This window comes from Massilia sp. LMS1-1-1.1 (assembly GCF_040815535.1).
GTDB classification, from domain to species: Bacteria; Pseudomonadota; Gammaproteobacteria; order Burkholderiales; family Burkholderiaceae_D; genus Janthinobacterium; species Janthinobacterium aestuarii.
The window spans coordinates 637,984-654,718 of record NZ_JBFPNG010000001.1 but is presented as its reverse complement, the minus strand read 5'-3'; the positions used below and the strand labels follow the sequence as shown (position 1 = coordinate 654,718).

Annotated in this window: 19 protein-coding genes; all 19 read left to right on the top strand. The window is 62.2% G+C overall.

What is annotated here, in order from left to right; genetic code table 11:
• Positions 1–96 precede the first annotated feature (96 nt).
• The 19 genes from MRBLMS1_RS03030 to MRBLMS1_RS02940 all read left to right on the top strand — a co-directional run bounded on the left by MRBLMS1_RS03030 (position 97) and on the right by MRBLMS1_RS02940 (position 16,543).
• Complete coding sequence (locus tag MRBLMS1_RS03030; RefSeq protein WP_331776301.1) at positions 97–1,800, top strand: GspE/PulE family protein; 1,704 nt, start codon at positions 97–99, stop codon at positions 1,798–1,800.
• A 1-nt stretch (position 1,801) separates the two neighbouring features.
• The gene (locus MRBLMS1_RS03025) at positions 1,802–3,037 is read left to right on the top strand and encodes a type II secretion system F family protein (protein WP_128142813.1); all 1,236 of its coding nucleotides are present in this window, start codon (positions 1,802–1,804) and stop codon (positions 3,035–3,037) included.
• Positions 3,037–3,543, top strand: a complete 507-nt coding sequence (locus MRBLMS1_RS03020) for a type II secretion system protein (protein WP_485877727.1) — start codon at positions 3,037–3,039, stop codon at positions 3,541–3,543. Before MRBLMS1_RS03025 ends, MRBLMS1_RS03020 begins: the two co-directional genes overlap by 1 nt.
• Positions 3,544–3,619: 76 nt before the next feature.
• Entirely contained in the window at positions 3,620–4,090 is a 471-nt protein-coding gene (locus MRBLMS1_RS03015; RefSeq protein WP_485877725.1) for a prepilin-type N-terminal cleavage/methylation domain-containing protein, read from the top strand.
• Positions 4,091–4,249: 159 nt separating this feature from the next.
• The gene (locus tag MRBLMS1_RS03010) at positions 4,250–4,789 is read left to right on the top strand and encodes a pilus assembly FimT family protein (RefSeq protein WP_485878961.1); all 540 of its coding nucleotides are present in this window, start codon (positions 4,250–4,252) and stop codon (positions 4,787–4,789) included.
• Positions 4,779–5,336, top strand: a complete 558-nt coding sequence (locus MRBLMS1_RS03005; protein WP_139089599.1) for a type IV pilus modification PilV family protein — start codon at positions 4,779–4,781, stop codon at positions 5,334–5,336. Before MRBLMS1_RS03010 ends, MRBLMS1_RS03005 begins: the two co-directional genes overlap by 11 nt.
• Complete coding sequence (locus tag MRBLMS1_RS03000; protein ID WP_485877723.1) at positions 5,333–6,235, top strand: prepilin-type N-terminal cleavage/methylation domain-containing protein; 903 nt, start codon at positions 5,333–5,335, stop codon at positions 6,233–6,235. Before MRBLMS1_RS03005 ends, MRBLMS1_RS03000 begins: the two co-directional genes overlap by 4 nt.
• A complete protein-coding gene (locus MRBLMS1_RS02995; protein WP_485877721.1) occupies positions 6,232–6,684 on the top strand; it encodes an agglutinin biogenesis protein MshP in 453 nt (150 codons plus the stop codon). Before MRBLMS1_RS03000 ends, MRBLMS1_RS02995 begins: the two co-directional genes overlap by 4 nt.
• 131 nt (positions 6,685–6,815) lie before the next feature.
• The gene (locus tag MRBLMS1_RS02990; RefSeq protein ID WP_485877719.1) at positions 6,816–7,775 is read left to right on the top strand and encodes an agglutinin biogenesis protein MshI; all 960 of its coding nucleotides are present in this window, start codon (positions 6,816–6,818) and stop codon (positions 7,773–7,775) included.
• Positions 7,772–8,434, top strand: coding sequence for an MSHA biogenesis protein MshI (locus tag MRBLMS1_RS02985; protein ID WP_485877717.1), 663 nt, complete (start codon positions 7,772–7,774; stop codon positions 8,432–8,434). Before MRBLMS1_RS02990 ends, MRBLMS1_RS02985 begins: the two co-directional genes overlap by 4 nt.
• Positions 8,434–9,132, top strand: coding sequence for a type II secretion system protein GspM (gene gspM / locus MRBLMS1_RS02980; RefSeq protein ID WP_485877715.1), 699 nt, complete (start codon positions 8,434–8,436; stop codon positions 9,130–9,132). The genes MRBLMS1_RS02985 and gspM overlap by 1 nt, the downstream gene beginning before the upstream one ends.
• Positions 9,117–9,518: a hypothetical protein gene (locus tag MRBLMS1_RS02975; protein WP_051991629.1), complete on the top strand. Its 402-nt coding sequence runs from the start codon at positions 9,117–9,119 to the stop codon at positions 9,516–9,518. Before gspM ends, MRBLMS1_RS02975 begins: the two co-directional genes overlap by 16 nt.
• Positions 9,519–9,556: 38 nt before the next feature.
• Complete coding sequence (mshL, locus tag MRBLMS1_RS02970; RefSeq protein ID WP_128142823.1) at positions 9,557–11,347, top strand: pilus (MSHA type) biogenesis protein MshL; 1,791 nt, start codon at positions 9,557–9,559, stop codon at positions 11,345–11,347.
• Positions 11,348–12,250, top strand: a complete 903-nt coding sequence (locus MRBLMS1_RS02965) for an ExeA family protein (protein WP_485877713.1) — start codon at positions 11,348–11,350, stop codon at positions 12,248–12,250. It begins immediately after the preceding gene.
• Between the two features lie 17 nt (positions 12,251–12,267).
• On the top strand, positions 12,268–13,338 hold the full coding sequence (locus tag MRBLMS1_RS02960; protein ID WP_485877711.1) for a tetratricopeptide repeat protein: 1,071 nt from the start codon (positions 12,268–12,270) through the stop codon (positions 13,336–13,338).
• A gap of 26 nt (positions 13,339–13,364) precedes the next feature.
• Complete coding sequence (locus MRBLMS1_RS02955; RefSeq protein ID WP_485877709.1) at positions 13,365–14,282, top strand: alpha/beta hydrolase; 918 nt, start codon at positions 13,365–13,367, stop codon at positions 14,280–14,282.
• Positions 14,283–14,377: 95 nt separating this feature from the next.
• Positions 14,378–14,779 carry a serine hydrolase domain-containing protein gene (locus MRBLMS1_RS02950; RefSeq protein WP_485877707.1) on the top strand — a complete coding sequence of 134 codons (402 nt, stop codon included), beginning with the start codon at positions 14,378–14,380 and terminating at the stop codon, positions 14,777–14,779.
• 68 nt (positions 14,780–14,847) lie between these two features.
• On the top strand, positions 14,848–15,816 hold the full coding sequence (locus tag MRBLMS1_RS02945; protein WP_485877705.1) for an IS1595 family transposase: 969 nt from the start codon (positions 14,848–14,850) through the stop codon (positions 15,814–15,816).
• 13 nt (positions 15,817–15,829) lie between these two features.
• Positions 15,830–16,543, top strand: a complete 714-nt coding sequence (locus MRBLMS1_RS02940) for a serine hydrolase domain-containing protein (RefSeq protein ID WP_485877703.1) — start codon at positions 15,830–15,832, stop codon at positions 16,541–16,543.
• The last annotated feature ends 192 nt before the right edge of the window (positions 16,544–16,735 follow it).

Genomic DNA, 16,735 nt, shown 5'->3' with positions numbered 1-16,735 from the left:
GTATTTTCTTTAAGAAACAACAGGTTCTGGAATAAAATACCCCCGCGCGCCGCTGGCGTGTATCGTCTGTGGAATTTGTTTGTCGAGGAGCATGCAATGGCAAGGCCAGAGAAAGTCCGGCTCGGTGAAATTTTGGTGCAGCAGAAATTGCTGACGGAAGAACAGTTGGGCCAGGCCTTGACGGAACAGAAGCGTTCGGGACGCAAGCTGGGCCGCGTTTTTGTCGAGCACGGCTTCGTCACGGAGGAGCAGATTTCGGGCGCGCTGGCGCGCCAGCTCGACATTCCCTACATCAATCTGAAGTTTTTCAACATCAATCCCGAACTGGTGCGGCTGCTGCCGGAAACCCAGGCGCGGCGTTTTCGCGCGCTGGTGCTGGAAGACCGCCGCGAAGGCTTGCTGGTCGGCATGTCCGATCCGACCGACCTGTTCGCGTACGATGAAATTTCGCGCCTGGTCAAGCGCCAGATCGAACTGGCTGTCGTCAATGAAACGGAAGTGCTGGCCGCCATCGACCGCATCTACCGCCGCACGGAAGATATTTCGACCCTGACGCGCGAGCTGGAGCAGGACCTGGGCGACGTGTCCGTCGACTTCGGCGCGCTGGCCGCCAATCCGGGCCTGGAAGAGGCGCCCATCGTCAAGCTGCTGCAATCGGTGTTCGAGGATGCCACGCAGGTGCGCGCTTCGGACATCCACATCGAGCCGCAGGAAGGCCGGCTGCAAATCCGTTTCCGCATCGACGGCGTGCTGCACCTGCAGACGGAAGCGGACAGCAAGATCGCCAGTTCGCTGGCGCTGCGCTTGAAACTGATGTCGGACCTCGATATTTCCGAGAAGCGCTTGCCGCAGGATGGCCGTTTCGCCATCCGCGTGAAAAACCAGCGTATCGACGTGCGTATCTCCACCATGCCGACGCAGTACGGCGAATCCGTCGTGATGCGCTTGCTGAACCAGGGCGGCACGACCTTGCGCCTGGACGCCATCGGCATGCCGCCCAAGCTGGTGGCGCAGTTCCGCGCCATCGTCAGCCGCCCGAACGGTCTCGTGCTGGTGACGGGCCCGACCGGCAGCGGCAAGACGACGACCTTGTATTGCGCCTTGTCCGAACTCAATTCCGTGGAAAAAAAGCTCATCACGGTAGAAGACCCTGTCGAGTACCGCTTGCCCGGCATTAACCAGGTGCAAGTGAACGAGAAGATCGAGCTGAACTTTGCCAGGGTGCTGCGCTCGGCCTTGCGGCAAGATCCCGACATCGTGCTCGTCGGCGAGATGCGCGACCAGGAAACGGCGCAGATCGGTCTGCGCGCCGCCATGACGGGTCACTTGGTGCTGTCGACCCTGCATACGAACGATGCCATCAGCACGCCGCTGCGCCTGATGGACATGGGCGTGCCCCGCTACATGGTGGGCAGCTCGCTGCAAGCCGTGCTGGCGCAGCGCCTGGTGCGCGTGATCTGCGAAAGCTGCAGCACGCCATACCAGCCCACGCCGAACGAATACGAATGGCTGCGCCTGGAACTGGGCGAGCTGGTCGAGCGCAACCAGTATTTCCACGGCAAGGGCTGTTCGCATTGCAACGGCATGGGTTACCGTGGCCGTACGGGCGTGTATGAATTGCTGGAAATCACGCGCGCCGTGGCCGACGCCGCCAACCATGCCGACCCATCGCACTTCATGAAGGTGGCGACGGCGCAGATGGCGGGCGAAACTTTGCGCCGCCACGCCGTGCAACTGGTGGTACAGGGCCGTACGACGGTGATGGAAGCGATGCGCATCAGCAACCAGAGCGAGGATTGAGGTGCCGTTTTTCTCCTACAAGGCACGTAGCGCCAGCGGCGAACTGCTGACCGGCGTGATGGAAGGCGCCGACAGCGGCGCCGTGGCCGACCAGCTGATGGCGGGCGGCAGCACGCCCGTCGATATCAGCGCGACGAAACAGACGGTGACGAAGGCCGGCGCCAACCAGCTGGGCTGGTGGGCCCGGCTGACCGAGAAAAAAGTCACGCCCATGGACGTGCAGCTGTTCAGCCGCCAGCTGTACACCCTGCTCAAGGCGGGCGTGCCCATCATGCGCGGCCTGGCCGGCTTGCAGGAGTCCGCCATCAGCCCAGCGTTCGGGCGCATCATCAAGGATGTGCGCGAATCGCTCGACGCGGGGCGCGAACTGTCGGCCGCCATGGCGCGCCACCCCACGATCTTCACGCCGTTTTACTTGTCGATGGTGCGCGTGGGTGAAATGACGGGGCGCCTCGACGAAGTGTTTTTGCGCCTGTTCAACCACCTGGAATTCGACCGCGACATGCGCGCGCGCGTGAAAACGGCGACGCGCTACCCGACCTTCGTCGTCTTTGCCATGCTCGCCGCCATGATCGTTGTGAATATTTTCGTCATTCCCCAGTTCGAGAAAGTGTTCGCCAGCTTCCACGCGGAACTGCCGCTGATGACGCGCATCCTGATCGGCACGTCGCGCTTCACGGTGACGTACTGGCCCATCCTGCTGATGCTGGGCGTGGGCGGCTTTTTCGGCTGGCGCGCCTGGCTGCGCACGAAAGATGGCTTATACAAATGGGACCGCGCCAAGCTGCGCCTGCCGATCGCCGGCAAGATCATCCTGAAGGGCACGATGGCCCGCTTTGCGCGCAGCTTCGCCTTGTCGAGCACGAGCGGCGTGCCCATCGTGCAGGCACTGACGGTGGTGTCGCAAACGGTCGACAATACTTATCTGAGCGCGCGCGTGGAACAGATGCGCGACGGCGTTGAGCGGGGCGAAAGCATCTTGCGCACCTCGGTCGCGGCCGGCGTGTTTACGCCCGTGGTGCTGCAGATGATCGCCGTGGGCGAGGAATCCGGTTCGCTCGACGACCTGATGGACGAGATCGCGGACATGTACGAACGCGAAGTCGACTATGAATTGAAGACCCTCTCGGCGCAGATCGAGCCGATCTTGATCGTCTTCCTCGGCGCCATGGTGCTGGTGCTGGCGCTGGGCATCTTCCTGCCGATCTGGGACCTGGGCCGGGCGGCCCTGCACTGATGGCAAGGCCGCTCCGCCAGCGCGGTTTCACCCTGTTCGAGCTGGCGGTGGTGGCGGGCGTGTTCGCCATCCTGGTGGCGGTATTGTTGAACCGGGTCGGCTATTACCAGCAGCAGGCGCAGCAGGTGGCCGTGGCCCAGATGCTCGGCATCTTGCGCACGAGCTTGCGGGTGCAGGTGCTGCAGCTGTACCTGGCGGACCAGCGCGACAGAATGCCGGCGCTGGCGCGGCAAAACCCGTTCGACTGGCTGGCCGACAAGCCAGCCAACTATCTGGGCGAGTTCGCGCAGCCGGACCTTGCAAAATTACCAGCGGGGAATTGGTTGTACGACAAAAAAGAACAAAAAATTATCTATTTGTTTAGTAATGGCAATATTTTTCCGACTACAAGGGTTGATTCAGTGAAATTTAATGTAACCTTGCCGGGTGCAGACGCCGATCTTGGCAAGCTCGCCCGGGAGCCCGATATCGTGGTGTGGAAATCGCCGGACTCGGCAGCAAACTGACGCACTTCCTGGTCCGGTGCAGCGACAGTTTCATGGCGTTGGTTTTGATGTTTTTATTTGATTTTGGAGAGCAAGAATGAACAAGTCTTTACGTAGTATGAAAAGCGGCGCCCAGGCAGGTTTTACCCTGATCGAACTGATCGTCGTTATCGTGATCCTCGGCATCCTGGCAGCGACGGCGATTCCTAAATTTATCGACATGTCGACTGATGCGCGCGTGGCCAAGATGCACGCGGCCGCAGGCGCCATCAAGGCTGGCGCGGCCCTGTACCATGCGCAGTGGCTGGTCAATGCTGACCCGACCAAGGCTGTCACGATGGAAGGCCAGACGGTTACCGGGGCCAATGGTTATCCTACTGCCGATGCCGCCGGGATTGGCTTGGCCGCAGGCATCGCCAAACCGGACTATGAGATCTCCGATACCGGTTTCGTCGTGACCCCTGATGCAGTGGCATCGCGCTCGGGTTGCTCGGTTACCTATACCGCGGCTACAGCTACTGCCCCGGCAGGCACCGTCGATCTGGCAACGACCACCACGTGTAAGTAATCTTTGAGTACTCTGCAAGGAAAGTCTGGCCACGCCCGGCCTTCCTTGCGCACCACCAGCCCAACCCCAGGCGCCAGCCCGTTGGGCTTTTTTACGGGCCACCCATTGCAGCAGCCACCGACAGTCTTTCCGCATCTTCACGCAGGGCCACCAGGTCAGCTGCGACACACGGCTGCGCACGGCTTCACCTTGATCGAGCTGGTCGCGGTGCTCGTGATCGCCGGCCTGCTGGCCACCTTTGCCGTCAACCGGTTTTTCCAGCGCGACACGTTCGACGCGCGCGGTTTTGCCGATCAGGTGACGAATATCGTGCGCTACGGGCAAAAGCTGGCGGTGGCGCAAAACCGTGCCGTGTTTGTCAGCATCGATACCAACAAGGTGGCCCTGTGCTTCGACGCCGGCTGCAGCAATGCGCAGAAGGTGGTGCCGCCGACGGGCAGCAACAGCGGCAGCAAGGAGACGCTACAGTATTGCCTGGGTAGCAATTGGCTGTGCGAAGGCCGTCCTTCCGGCGTTACCATGTCGACCGATCCCGTCAAGTCGGCAAGTTTTTATTTCGACGCGCTGGGCCAGCCATATGCGCTGGCCAATGTGTTTCCTGACGCATCGACCTTCCCGGGCCCGCTGCAAATCAGCATCCAGAGCAACGGCCTGACGCGTACCGTCACGGTTGAAGGGGAGACAGGCTATGTCCATTAGCCAGCGTCGCCAGCGTGAACGTGGCGTGACCCTCATCGAACTGGTGCTGTTCATCGTCATCGTCGGCCTGGCTTCGGCCGCCATCCTGGGCGTGATGAGCCTGACGACGCAACACAGCGCCGACCCGCAGCTGCGCAAGCAGGCGCTGGCGATTGCCGAAAGCATGCTGGAAGAAATCCAGCTGGCGCGATTTACGTTTTGCGATCCGCAAGACCCTGCCGCGGAAACGGCCGCCAACCCCGCCGGCTGCGCCATCCCGGAAGTGGCCGGACAAGAGGCGGGCGGCGCGGGGCGTCCTTTTGACAATGTCAACGATTACGTGGGCGCGTATGGCGCGGCCACCGCTTACACGACGGATGCGCAGGGCGCCGTCTGGGCTGCCGGCTCCCCCCAGGCATATGTTGCATCGGTAACGATCACTCCCGTAGCCCTGAATGGCTTGCCTGCCACGGAAGGCCTGCGTATTCAGGTGGTCGTGCCGTATGCCGACCAGCAGGTCGTGCTCGACGGCTATCGCGTGCGCTATGCGCCGAACAGTATTCCATGAAAAATTTCCTTGACACCCGGCGCCGCCCGCGCGGCTTTACCCTCGTCGAGATGGTCATCGTGATCGTCATCACGGGCATCATCGGCGTCATGGTCGCCGTCTTCATCCGCGTGCCCGTGCAAGGCTATATCGACACCACCGCGCGCGCGGCACTGGCCGACACGGCCGATACGGCGGCGCGCCGCCTGACGCGCGACGTGCGCCTCGCCTTGCCGAACAGCGTGCGCGTGACGGGCGGCGGCCAGTTCCTGGAATTGCTGCTGACCAAGACGGGCGGGCGCTACCTGAGCGACAGCGATCCGGCCGGTCTGGGCACTGTACTGAGTTTCGAGACCCCTCCCGCCGCCGGCGTTCCGGCGAGCTTCACCGTCGTCGGCGCCATGCCCGCCAATGCGCTGGGTGCGCGCCAGGCGATCAGCGTGGGCGACCAGATCGTCGTCTACAACCTGGGTGGAGCTTTCGCGCCGAACAATGCGTATGCGTGCAGCGCGGCAAACGGCTGCAACCGTGCGCCCGTCACGGGCGTGGCCGGCCGTGTCGTCACCTTGGGTAGCTATCCTTTCACGACGGCGCCCGCGCCGCTGCCGTCGCCGTCGAACCGTTTCCAGGTGGTGTCGACGCCCGTCACCTATGCCTGCAATCTGGCGACCGGGACCCTGACCCGTTACGACGGTTATGTGATCCAGGCCGCCCAGCCGGCTGTGGAAGGCACCGCGCCGCTGGTGGCGGCGAATGGCGCCCTGCTGGCGCGCCAGGTGACGGCGTGCGCTTTCAGCTATACGGTGCTGGCCAATGTGCAGCGGGGCCTGGTGAATATCAGCCTGAGCCTGGGCGCGGCGAACAGCAATACGGGCGTGCTGCGCCTGGTGCAACAGGTGCAGGCGAGGAATACGCCATGACGCACTTGCTGCGCCACCGCGCGCGCCGCATGCGCGGTTTCAGCCTCGTCACGGCCATTTTCCTGCTCGTGGTGCTGGCCGCGCTGGCGGCCGTGATGGTGAATATGTCCACCTTCCAGCAGACGGAATCGGCGTTGGACGTGCAGGGCGTGCGCGCCGAGCAGGCCGCCCGCGCCGGCCTTGAATGGGGTTTGCAGCGGCAGATCAGCGCCGGCCTGACCGCCGGTGCGGCGTGCATCGGCGCCACCACGTTCAGTTTGCCACCTGGCACGACCCTGTCGGCGTTCAGCGTCAGCGTGCAATGCGGCACGGCCACGGGGCCCGGCACCTTGACCAGTTGGACCATCACGGCCACCGCTTGCAACCAGCCTGGGCCTACCGGCTGCCCGAACGCGGGCAATAACCCCGATTACGTCCAGCGCCGCCTGCAAGCCGTGTTGTCGCAGTAAGGTCAACTGCGTGAAAAAAAGATCGCTAATTTATTGTTTTTACACAATAAAGTTGGCTTCATGAATTAAAATTGGCTGGATGCATTAACTGCGCGACAAGATCGGGCAGGCACTTACACTGGATAGTTCGCATGGGTTTATTCGCAAGAGCAAAGAAGTACGATGGCTGGCTGGCCACGGCGTTTGGCCGCGAGGGCGTCAGCGCTGTCGTGGTCGAACGTCCCGCCGGCGGCATGCCGCGCGTGCTGCGTGCCAGCTACCAGGCGGCCGCACGGCCGGCGCCGGCCGAGGTGCTGGAAAAACTGGGCAAGGAGCTGCAGGCCCCATCGCGCCACTGCACCAGCGTGCTGGCTGGCGGCGAATACCAGCTGCTGTCCCTGGAAGCGCCGGCCGTGCCGCGCGAGGAGTTGAAGACGGCCGTGGGCTGGCGCCTGAAGGACATGCTGGACTTTCCCCTGGCCGACGCCACCATCGACGTATTCGACATTCCCGGCGATCCGAACGGCACCCAGCGGGGCAGCAGCGTGTTTGCCGTCGCCGCGCGCAACAGCGCCGTGTCGCGGCGCCAGGCGCAGTACGCCGAATGCAAGATTGGCCTGTCCGTAATCGATATCCCCGAAATGGCGCAGCGTAATATCGCCACCTTGCTGGAAACGCCGGGACGCGGCATCGCCGTGCTGTTTTTCGATGGCGACGGCGGCTTGCTGACCATGAGTTTCAATGGCGAGCTGTACCAGGCGCGCCGCATCGACGTGACCCTGACGCAATTGCAGTCGCCCGACGCCAGCCAGTACTACGACCGCGTCACCCTGGAACTGCAGCGCTCGTTCGACCACTTCGACCGCCAGTTCCATTTCATTTCGCTGGCCCGGTTGATGCTGATGACGGGCGCCAGCGATGGCTTGCACGCCTATCTGGCCGACAATCTCTACATGCCCGTCGAGCAGCTGGACCTGGCCACCGTGCTGGACTTGTCGCAGGCCGCCGAATTGCGCGCCCCCGCCATGCAGGCGCGCTACTTCCTGGCCATCGGCGCGGCCTTGCGCGAGCTTGGCCCGCACCCGGGCAAGCATGAAGGGAAGGGCGCATGAGCCAGCAGATCAATCTGTTCAATTCCCAGTTTGAACTGAAAAAACACCATATGTCGGCGAGCTCGGCCAGCCTGGGCCTGAGCGCGCTGGCGCTCGTCTTGCTGGTCCTGGGCGTGCTGGCCCGGCAGGCAATGGCCGGCCTGGAACAGCGCGAAGCGGGCGTCAAGGCGGCACTGGCGCAAGTCGAGGCGAAGCGCGACCAGATTTTGCGCGATTACCCGCCACGCAAGAAAGAGCCGGCCCTGGCGCAGGAACTGGCGGCCGTCGAGGCGCAGCGCCAGTTGCTGCAAGACGCGGCTAGCATGCTGGACAGCGGCAAGCTGGGCAATACCCTCGGCTATGCCGGCTATTTCCGCGCGCTGGCGCAGGCCAGGGTCGAAGGCGTATGGCTGACGGGCGTGGACATCGCCGGCGCCGGCAATGACTTCGGCTTGCAGGGCCGCGCCTTGCACGCGTCGCTGCTGCCCGCGTACATCACGCGCCTGGGCCAGCAGGAAATACTCAAAGGCAAGAGCTTTGCCAGCCTCGACATCAGCCAGTCCGAGCAGCCGGCCGTGGCCGAGGGCAAGGCGGCCAGCCTGCCTTACGTCGCGTTCAGCCTGCAGTCGGCTGAGCGTGCTGTCACGCCGCCCAAACCTGTTGCGGGAGGAACACGCTGATGCTGCCTTTGCTGAAGAAATGGGCCACCGCCTTCGACGCCCTCAGCCTGCGCGAGCGGCTGATGGTGTTTGGCGCCGGTGCGGCCGCCATCCTGTTCGTGTTTTATTTCATGAGCCTCAATCCCTTGCTGGCGAAGCACGCAGCGCTGGAAGCGAGCATTGCGCAAAAGCAAAGCCTGTTGACCGCGACGAACAAGGAAATCGAGCTGACCATGCTTGCCCATGCCACCGATCCCGACAAGGAAGCGCGTGCGCGTCTGCTGGCCCTGCAGGCGGAAACGGCATCCCTGGCGCAGGCGCTGCGCGAGAAGCAGCATGGCCTGGTGGCGCCCGAGCGCATGGTTACCCTGCTTGAGCACCTGCTGCGCCGGCATGCGGGATTGCGCCTGGTGTCGCTGAAAACCTTGCCCGGCAGCGCAGTCGGCGCACATCAGGCTGAAACCGCGAACGGCGATGCGGCAGCCAAGGCGGATGCCGCCAAGGCGCCGGCCCCGGCGCCGTTGCTGCACCAGCATGGCGTGGAAGTGGTGCTGCAAGGCAGCTATGCGGACATGCTGCAATACATGCAGGCGCTGCAAGCGATGCCGACGCGGGTCTTCTGGGGCGCCGCCCACCTCGATGCGGCCACTTACCCAAGCGCCACTTTGACCCTGACCTTACATACCCTCAGCATGGACGACACATGGATCGCACTCTGACCTTTGGTCCCGCGCTGCTGGCGCCTTTTCTTGCGTTGAGCCTGGCATGGCCGGGCGCGCAGGCGCAGGCGCTCGATGATCCGACGCGTCCGCCCGCGGCCCTGTGGGCACCCGCCAGCGCCGCGCCCGTCGTTGCGGCCCGGCCTCAGCTGCAATCGGTGCTCATTTCCACCCAGCCGGGCGGACGCCGCCTGGCCGTCATCGATGGCCAGACGGTCAAGGTCGGCAGCAAGGTGGGCGACGCCGTGGTGACGGAAATCCACGATACGGCTGTGCTGTTGCGGCGTGGCAAATCACTGGAAACCTTCAAGCTGTACCCGAGCAGCAAGACCGATAACAAGGCCGATCGCAAGACCGATAGCAAGACCGGCAGCAAGCAGGAGTAGAAGAAGTGGCCAAGCAACTCAATCAACACAAGGCGAGCATGTTCAAGATCAGTACGATGGCGGCTGTCATCAGCGTCAGCCTGGGCCTGGGCGGCTGCAATGTCGCGCCCGTCAAGCGCGACACCTACAATGCGATCTCCGATGCCGTCAAGGGCGCGGCGGCCACCACGGCGCCAGCGGCCCAGCCCGATGCCGTGGAAGCGGCGCTGCTGCCGCCCGTGGCGGCCCTGGCCCAGCAATTGCCGAAGGCCCGCGCCGCGCTCGACGAACGCTTCAACGTGGCGTTCAACAATGTGCCGGCGCGCCAGTTCTTCACTTCCATCGTGGCCGGTACGCGCTACAACATGCTGGTCCATCCCGACATCGGCGGCACGATTTCCGCCAACCTGAAGGACGTGACCCTGTTCCAGGCGCTCGACGCCGTGCGCGAACTGTATGGCTACGATTACAAGGTCGAGGGCACGCAGATCTACATCAAGCCCCTGACCATGCAGACGCGTTTGTTCCACGTCAATTACCTGACGGGCGCGCGCCGCGGCAGTTCCAACCTGCGCGTCTCGTCGACGTCCGTGGGTTCGGTGGGCTCGACCAACTCGGGCGGCTCGGGCAGCAATAACAGCCAGGGCAATAACCAGGGCAACAACCAGAATAACGAGCAGAACCAGCAAACCAATGGCGGCCAGGGCGGCCGCACCCTGGACAGCAGCAACCTGACCACCTCGTCCACGGCAGATTTCTGGCCGGAATTGAGAGCGGCGCTGGAAGCCATCGTCGGCAGCACCGAAGGCGGGCGGCAAGTGGTGCTGAGCCCGCAGTCGGGCGTGATCGTCATCCGCGCCATGCCGGAAGAGTTGCGCAATGTCGACATGTACCTGAAGGCCACGCAATTGTCCGTCGACCGCCAGGTCATCCTGGAAGCGAAAATCCTCGAAGTCGAGCTCAACGACAACACGCAGACGGGCATCAACTGGGCCTCGTTCGCCTCGATCAAGAGCGGTCACACGAACCGCATCTCGACGGGCTTCATCCAGCCGGGCGGCACCCTGGCGCCGCTGCCGTTCAACGGCGGCCAGCCGCCCAACATGACCACCGGCAATGGCTTGACGGCCAGCAGCGGCTTTGGCCTCAGTTCGGCGGCCAACGCGGCCGGTTCCATGTTCGGCCTGGCTTTCCAGACGGCCAATTTTGCCGCCATGATTTCCTTCCTGGAATCGCAAGGTTCCGTGCACGTGCTGTCGAGCCCGCGCATCGCCACCATGAACAACCAGAAGGCCGTGCTGAAGATCGGCACGGACGAGTTTTACGTGACGGGCGTGTCGACCACGACGAACACGACCGCCAGCGGCGCGACGACCAGCCCCAACGTGACCTTGCAGCCCTTCTTTTCCGGCGTGGTGCTGGACGTGACGCCGCAGATCGATGCGGATGGCAACATCATCCTGCACGTGCATCCATCCGTCAGCCAGGTGTCGACCATCAGCAAGGAAATCGACCTGGGCAGCGCCGGTTCGCTGAAACTGCCGCTGGCCGCATCGAGCACGTCCGAGATGGACAGCATGGTGCGCAGCCAGGATGGCCGCATCGTCGCCATCGGCGGCTTGATGCGCCAGGCCACCACGGCGGACCGCTCGCAAGTGCCGGGCGCGGGCGATCTTCCCGTGCTGGGCGCGCTGTTCCGCAACACGGGGCAGGTGATCCAGAAGCGCGAGCTGGTGGTGCTGATCAAGCCGACCATCGTTGATGGCGCCAATAGCTGGAACGAGGACTTGCTCGATTCGGGCAAGCGCATCGAGGCGCTCGATCCGCGCCGGCCGTCGGAGCGGCGCTAAATGTACCAGGCCCATTTCGGCTTGCGCGAGGCGCCGTTCGGCCTCACGCCCGATACCAGTTTCTTCTTCAACGGCCCGCAGTCGCAAAAGGCGCTCAACACCCTGCTGGTGGCGGCGCGCAATGGCGAGGGCTTCATCAAGATCACTGGCGAAGTGGGGACTGGTAAAACCTTTTTGTGCCGCAAGTTCATGCAATCGTTGGGGCCGGATTTCGTCACGGCCTACATCCCGAATCCGAACTTGCCGCCCCGTTCGCTGATCCTGGCGCTGGCGGACGACCTCGATGTATTGCTGGAGAAAGATGCTGATCAGCATCAGTTGCTCAAGTCCCTGAATTTGCGCCTGCTCAACCTGGCGGCGCAGGGCAAGCGCGTGCTGCTGTGTCTGGACGAAGCGCAGGCGATTCCCGTCGACAGCCTCGAAGCGCTGCGCCTGCTGACGAATCTGGAAACGGAAAAGCGCAAGCTGCTGCAAATCGTGCTGTTCGGCCAGCCGGAACTCGACGTCAAGCTGGCCCTGCCGGAAATCCGCCAGCTGGCGCAGCGCATCACCTTTCACTACCACCTGGGTCCCTTGTCGCGCGACGACGTGGATTTCTATGTGGCGCACCGCCTGCGCGTGGCCGGTTTCGATGGCGCGCGCCTGTTCAGCCGTGGCGGCGTGGGCAAACTGTACCAAGCTTCCGGCGGCATCCCGCGCCTGATCAACATCATGGCGCACAAGGCGCTGATGGTGGCGTATGGCGAAGGGCGGCAGCAGGTGAGCGGGCGCCACGTGGCGCTGGCCGCCAGCGATACCCTGGCCAGCAAGCCGCGCTTCTGGCAGAAGCCCTGGCCATGGCTGGCCGGTGCCGGAGTGCTGGCCGCCGCCTGCGGCGTGAGCTGGACTTTATTGAACCGATGACGAAGATGAGCCTGTAGATGAGCCTGATTAACAAGATGTTGCAAGACCTCGACGCGCGCGGCACCCCCGATGGACGCGGCGACGCGGCCGGCATCCGCTCCGTGCCCGAACGCGAGCGGGGCCTGCCGCGCGCGCTCGTCTTCGGCGGCGCTGCGGGCCTGACGGCCGCCGCCATCGCCTTGGGCTGGGTCTACCTGAAGCGTCCGGCCGTGCCGCCCATGCTGGTCAATGTGGCCAGTACGCCTGTTCTGACTCCCGTACCAGTGCCGGTGCCTGTCGTTGCACCGGCTCCCGTGGTGGCGGCACCAGTTGCGCCCATCGCGGCGGTGGAACCCGAGCCCGTGTTCCAGGCCGAGGAAGTTGCCCCCGCGCCCGCCAAGGCGCGGCCCGCCGAATTGCGCCGCATCACGGAAAAAGCGGCCAAGCCTGCCGCTGCGCCCGTGGTAAAAACACCAGCACCGGCCGCCAGCGAGCGCATCATCGACGGCAAGCAAGTCACTGCCCAGCAGCGCGTGGAGAACGAATACCGGCGCGCGCTGGCCCAGTTGCAGGATGGCCGCGTCTCCGACGCCATGCTGGCCTTGCAGCAGACCCTGCAGCTGGACCCGCGCCACCAGGGCGCGCGCGAAACCCTGGTGCGCCTGCTGCTTGAAGCCCAGCGATCCGACGAGGCGGCCCGCCAGTTGCAGCTGAGCCTGGCATTGGACCCGAAACAGCCGGCGCAAGCGATGATGCTGGCCCGTCTGCAGCTGGACAAGACCAACGGCGGCGCAGCGGCCCTCGAGACCCTCACGCGCAGCTTGCCGTACGCGACCGACAACGGCGAATACCACGCCTTCCTGGCCGGCGTGCTGCAGCGCGAACAGCGCTACCGCGAAGCATCGGAACATTATCAGCAGGCCCTGCAGACGGCGCCCGACAACAGCGTCTGGTGGATGGGCCTGGGCATCGCCTTGCAAGCGGACAACCACCCAGCCCAGGCGCGCCAGGCATTCGAACGGGCCAAGGGCTTGCAAACCCTGTCGCCGCAATTGCAGGCGTTTGTCGAGCGCAAATTGGTGCAGCTGACGGCGGCTGTGTCGAAGTAACTTTTACCTCAATGAAAGACTCCAGCTTGAAACCTCGCAATCTGCTCATCGTCCTGTGCTGCCTGGCCAGCAGCACCCTGGCCAACAGCGTCCTGGCCGCACCCGCCAACCCGCCAGCCAGCTACGTGCTGGAAAATACGGAAGTGCGCGACATCCGTGCGCAAGCTTTGAAGCGCGATTACCAAGTCTATGTCGCCTTGCCCGATTCCTATCGGCAGGGCAACAAGCGCTATCCGGTGCTGTTCGTCGTGGACGCCAATTACTCGTTCGCCATCGTGCGCAATATCGCGCAGCGCCTGAACAAGCATGCGGGGATGGAAGAAGTCGTGGTGGTCGGCTTGTCGTACGCCAACGGCGATGGCGGGGTGTACAGCCGCCGCCGTGACTACACGCCCACCACGCCGCGCAAGCACGATTACCGCTCGGACATGCCGGGGCGGCAACCGGCGTTTGGTGAAGCGAAGGCGTATGGCCAGTTCATCTCGGGCGAGGTGTTCCCCTTTATCGCCAGTAACTATCGCGTCAACATGCAGCGCAAGGTCTTCATCGGCCATTCCTACGGCAGCCTGCTGGGTCTGCAATTTTTGCTGACGGAACCACGCACCTTCGAGCACTACATCCTCGGCAGCCCGTCGCTGTGGTACGACGCCGGCGTCATGTTCGACCGCGAGCAGGCGTATGCCGCCAGCCACAAGGACTTGCCTGCATCCGTGTTCTTCGGCATCGGCGGCTTGGAAAAGCTGGCGGCAGGCAAGAAGCGTTCGCGTTTGGAGGAAGAGGCTGACATGCTGGCCGACTTGCGCGAGTTCGATGGCAAGCTGAAATCGCACAAGTACCCGGGCCTGAAGACGCGCTTGCGCGTGTTCGAGGATGAAGACCATGCGAGCGTGTTTCCCTTTATTTTGACGCATGGCTTGCGCGCGTATTTGAAGTCTTCAAACTGACGGCTTTGGTGCTGACCGTTTGAATTCGCAGCCACACAGGGGGCGAGGGTATAATTTTCTCAGTTGAAGTTCTTAAACCAAACGACAATATCCCCATGAAAACTTCTGATGCTGACAAAAAATCGACTTCGCCACTGAAAATGTTGGCGATTTCATTTCTATTGACAAGCGCTGTATTCGCCAATGCCCATGCTGAAGGTGATTCACCTGCGGACAAGTCAGGTGACTACGCTGCTCAAATTGACAGCTTGATCAAGGAAACCAGTCCAAGAAGTTTTAATGGGGTGATTCTCATCACGCAACATGGGAAAACAATATACTCAAAAGCCTATGGCTATGCGGATTTTGAAAATAAGGTGCCGTTGAAACTGGACGATAACTTCAGGATCATGTCGAATAGCAAGCAGATTACGGCAGCGCTGATTTTGCGGGAAGTTGAAAAAGGCAGGATAGACTTGCATAGTCCCGTTAGAAAAGGCTCTGTCATCGGCAAGTAGGGGAAATGCCGGAATCTTCCCTTGGATGTCTTGTCTGACTCTGCATACTTACCCTGCAGGAGCAGATCATGCGGTCAGCCGAATGGATCACCTTGATTGCGCAGTTTGCTCGTTTGAGCAGACGCCAGCGGCAGGCAGGCATTGCCCTGCTGCATGGCAACGCGCCACACGACGCGACCGTCGCGCTGCTGGAAAGTGTCGCGCAGCCGCGATTGGCCTGTCCCGCCTGCGGCTCGGCGCACCTGCACCGGCATGGTCATGCGCACGGACTGCAGCGCTACCGTTGCGTGCCCTGCGGCCGCACCTTCAATGCACTCACCGGCACGCCGCTGGCGCACCTGCGCCACAAGACCTTGTGGCTCGATTACGCCGATTGTCTGCTGGCATCGGATTCCGTGCGCAAGGCGGCGTTACAGCTGGGCGTACACCGCAATACCACGTTTCGCTGGCGCCACCGTTTTTTGTCGTTGGCAAAGACGGACCGGCCGCATGGCCTGCACGGCATCGCCGAGGCAGACGAGTTATATCTGCTGGAATCGGAAAAGGGATCCAGAAACATGACGCGTCCGCCCCGCCGCCGGGGCGGCCATGCCCATAAACGCGGCATATCGAACGAACAGGTCTGCATCCTGGTGGCGCGCGACCGTACGGGACAGACCCTCGATTTCGTCACGGGAAAAGGAGGGCTAACCAAGGCGCAGTTGCATCACTGTTTGTTGCCCGTCATCGACAAGGATGTGCTGCTGGTCACCGATGGTCATGCAGCCTATCGGGCCTTCGCCAGGGAAGCGGGGATCAGCCACCAGGCCGTCAACCTGCGCGCCGGCATCCGCGTGCAGGGCGCCGCCCACGTGCAGAACGTCAACGCCTATCACAGCCGTTTGCGACAATGGATGGGGCCGTTTCACGGCGTGGCGACGCGCTACCTGCCGAACTATCTGGGATGGCGTTGGATACTCGACGCCAGGCGTATCCGTTCACCGGAAACGCTGTTGAAAGCAACGCTGGGTGCATTTCCACATCTAACGGTGACATAGCCTTAGAAAATACTTGCCTGATTTGCCGCAGGCGTGGGCCGATAAGGTGACCGTGCATCAGCTGCTCAACTTTTCGGCAGGAATCACCGAGATTGACGCACCGCTGAGCTTCAAGCCCGGAACGGACTTTTTATACGGCGTGACGACGTACGCCATGCTGGGGCATATTTTTGAAAAAACAAGCGGGAAAAAGTATATCGAAGCGGCAAATGACTTGTTCAAAGAGCTGGCAATGGACAATAGTTTTTGCTATGAGGAAGGCAAGAAGAATAACGTTATCAATGGCTATGTCAATTCGAAAAATGTATTTGCATTGAAAGTGCATCCGGTTCAGGGGAAAGACTGGGTTGACTTTATCCCAGCTGGAGGCATTGTTTCAAATGCAAGGGACTTGAATATCTGGGATGAAAAGCTTCATAAGGGGAAAATTTTAAAGCCGGAAACCTACAGGCTGATGACGAGCTATGACATATCCAGCCAGCACGTCGCTTTCGGCGCTGAAAAAAATGGCTATGGTTATGGTGTCTATGTGAGCGACAAGACACCGATGAAGTTCATCGGCCACTCAGGAAAAGGCTTGGGCTTTGCATCAATCAAAATGTATTTCCCTGAAAAAGATGTCGACGTTGTTGTCCTGGAAAATCAGTTCAGCGAAGACAGCGCCCTTCATTACTATTTTGAAATAAAAATAAGAGAAATAGTGATGAATAGCAATCTTGTAAAATAGCAAGCAGCAATTTCCGCAGTGCCCTCGCGCTTCCCGACTGCCGCGAGCGGTACCGATAAGCATGGGAGCCGGCGCTTGCCCTGCTCAGACAAAGGGCCGACGGCTGGCTTTGCATGCCGCGATCGCCAGCATGGCCAGTCAAGCCGGCGAAATGGCGTTTCAATCCCCCGATCCAGCAGTTTGTCTCAATGG

Coding starts and splice junctions, on each gene's coding strand:
- MRBLMS1_RS03030 (WP_331776301.1), top strand. CDS start 97: ATGGCAAGGCCAGAGAAAGTCCGGCTCGGTGAAATTTTGGTGCAGCAG.
- MRBLMS1_RS03020 (WP_485877727.1), top strand. CDS start 3,037: ATGGCAAGGCCGCTCCGCCAGCGCGGTTTCACCCTGTTCGAGCTGGCG.
- MRBLMS1_RS03015 (WP_485877725.1), top strand. CDS start 3,620: ATGAACAAGTCTTTACGTAGTATGAAAAGCGGCGCCCAGGCAGGTTTT.
- MRBLMS1_RS03005 (WP_139089599.1), top strand. CDS start 4,779: ATGTCCATTAGCCAGCGTCGCCAGCGTGAACGTGGCGTGACCCTCATC.
- MRBLMS1_RS03000 (WP_485877723.1), top strand. CDS start 5,333: ATGAAAAATTTCCTTGACACCCGGCGCCGCCCGCGCGGCTTTACCCTC.
- MRBLMS1_RS02995 (WP_485877721.1), top strand. CDS start 6,232: ATGACGCACTTGCTGCGCCACCGCGCGCGCCGCATGCGCGGTTTCAGC.
- MRBLMS1_RS02990 (WP_485877719.1), top strand. CDS start 6,816: ATGGGTTTATTCGCAAGAGCAAAGAAGTACGATGGCTGGCTGGCCACG.
- MRBLMS1_RS02985 (WP_485877717.1), top strand. CDS start 7,772: ATGAGCCAGCAGATCAATCTGTTCAATTCCCAGTTTGAACTGAAAAAA.
- gspM (WP_485877715.1), top strand. CDS start 8,434: ATGCTGCCTTTGCTGAAGAAATGGGCCACCGCCTTCGACGCCCTCAGC.
- MRBLMS1_RS02975 (WP_051991629.1), top strand. CDS start 9,117: ATGGATCGCACTCTGACCTTTGGTCCCGCGCTGCTGGCGCCTTTTCTT.
- mshL (WP_128142823.1), top strand. CDS start 9,557: ATGTTCAAGATCAGTACGATGGCGGCTGTCATCAGCGTCAGCCTGGGC.
- MRBLMS1_RS02965 (WP_485877713.1), top strand. CDS start 11,348: ATGTACCAGGCCCATTTCGGCTTGCGCGAGGCGCCGTTCGGCCTCACG.
- MRBLMS1_RS02960 (WP_485877711.1), top strand. CDS start 12,268: ATGAGCCTGATTAACAAGATGTTGCAAGACCTCGACGCGCGCGGCACC.
- MRBLMS1_RS02950 (WP_485877707.1), top strand. CDS start 14,378: ATGAAAACTTCTGATGCTGACAAAAAATCGACTTCGCCACTGAAAATG.
- MRBLMS1_RS02945 (WP_485877705.1), top strand. CDS start 14,848: ATGCGGTCAGCCGAATGGATCACCTTGATTGCGCAGTTTGCTCGTTTG.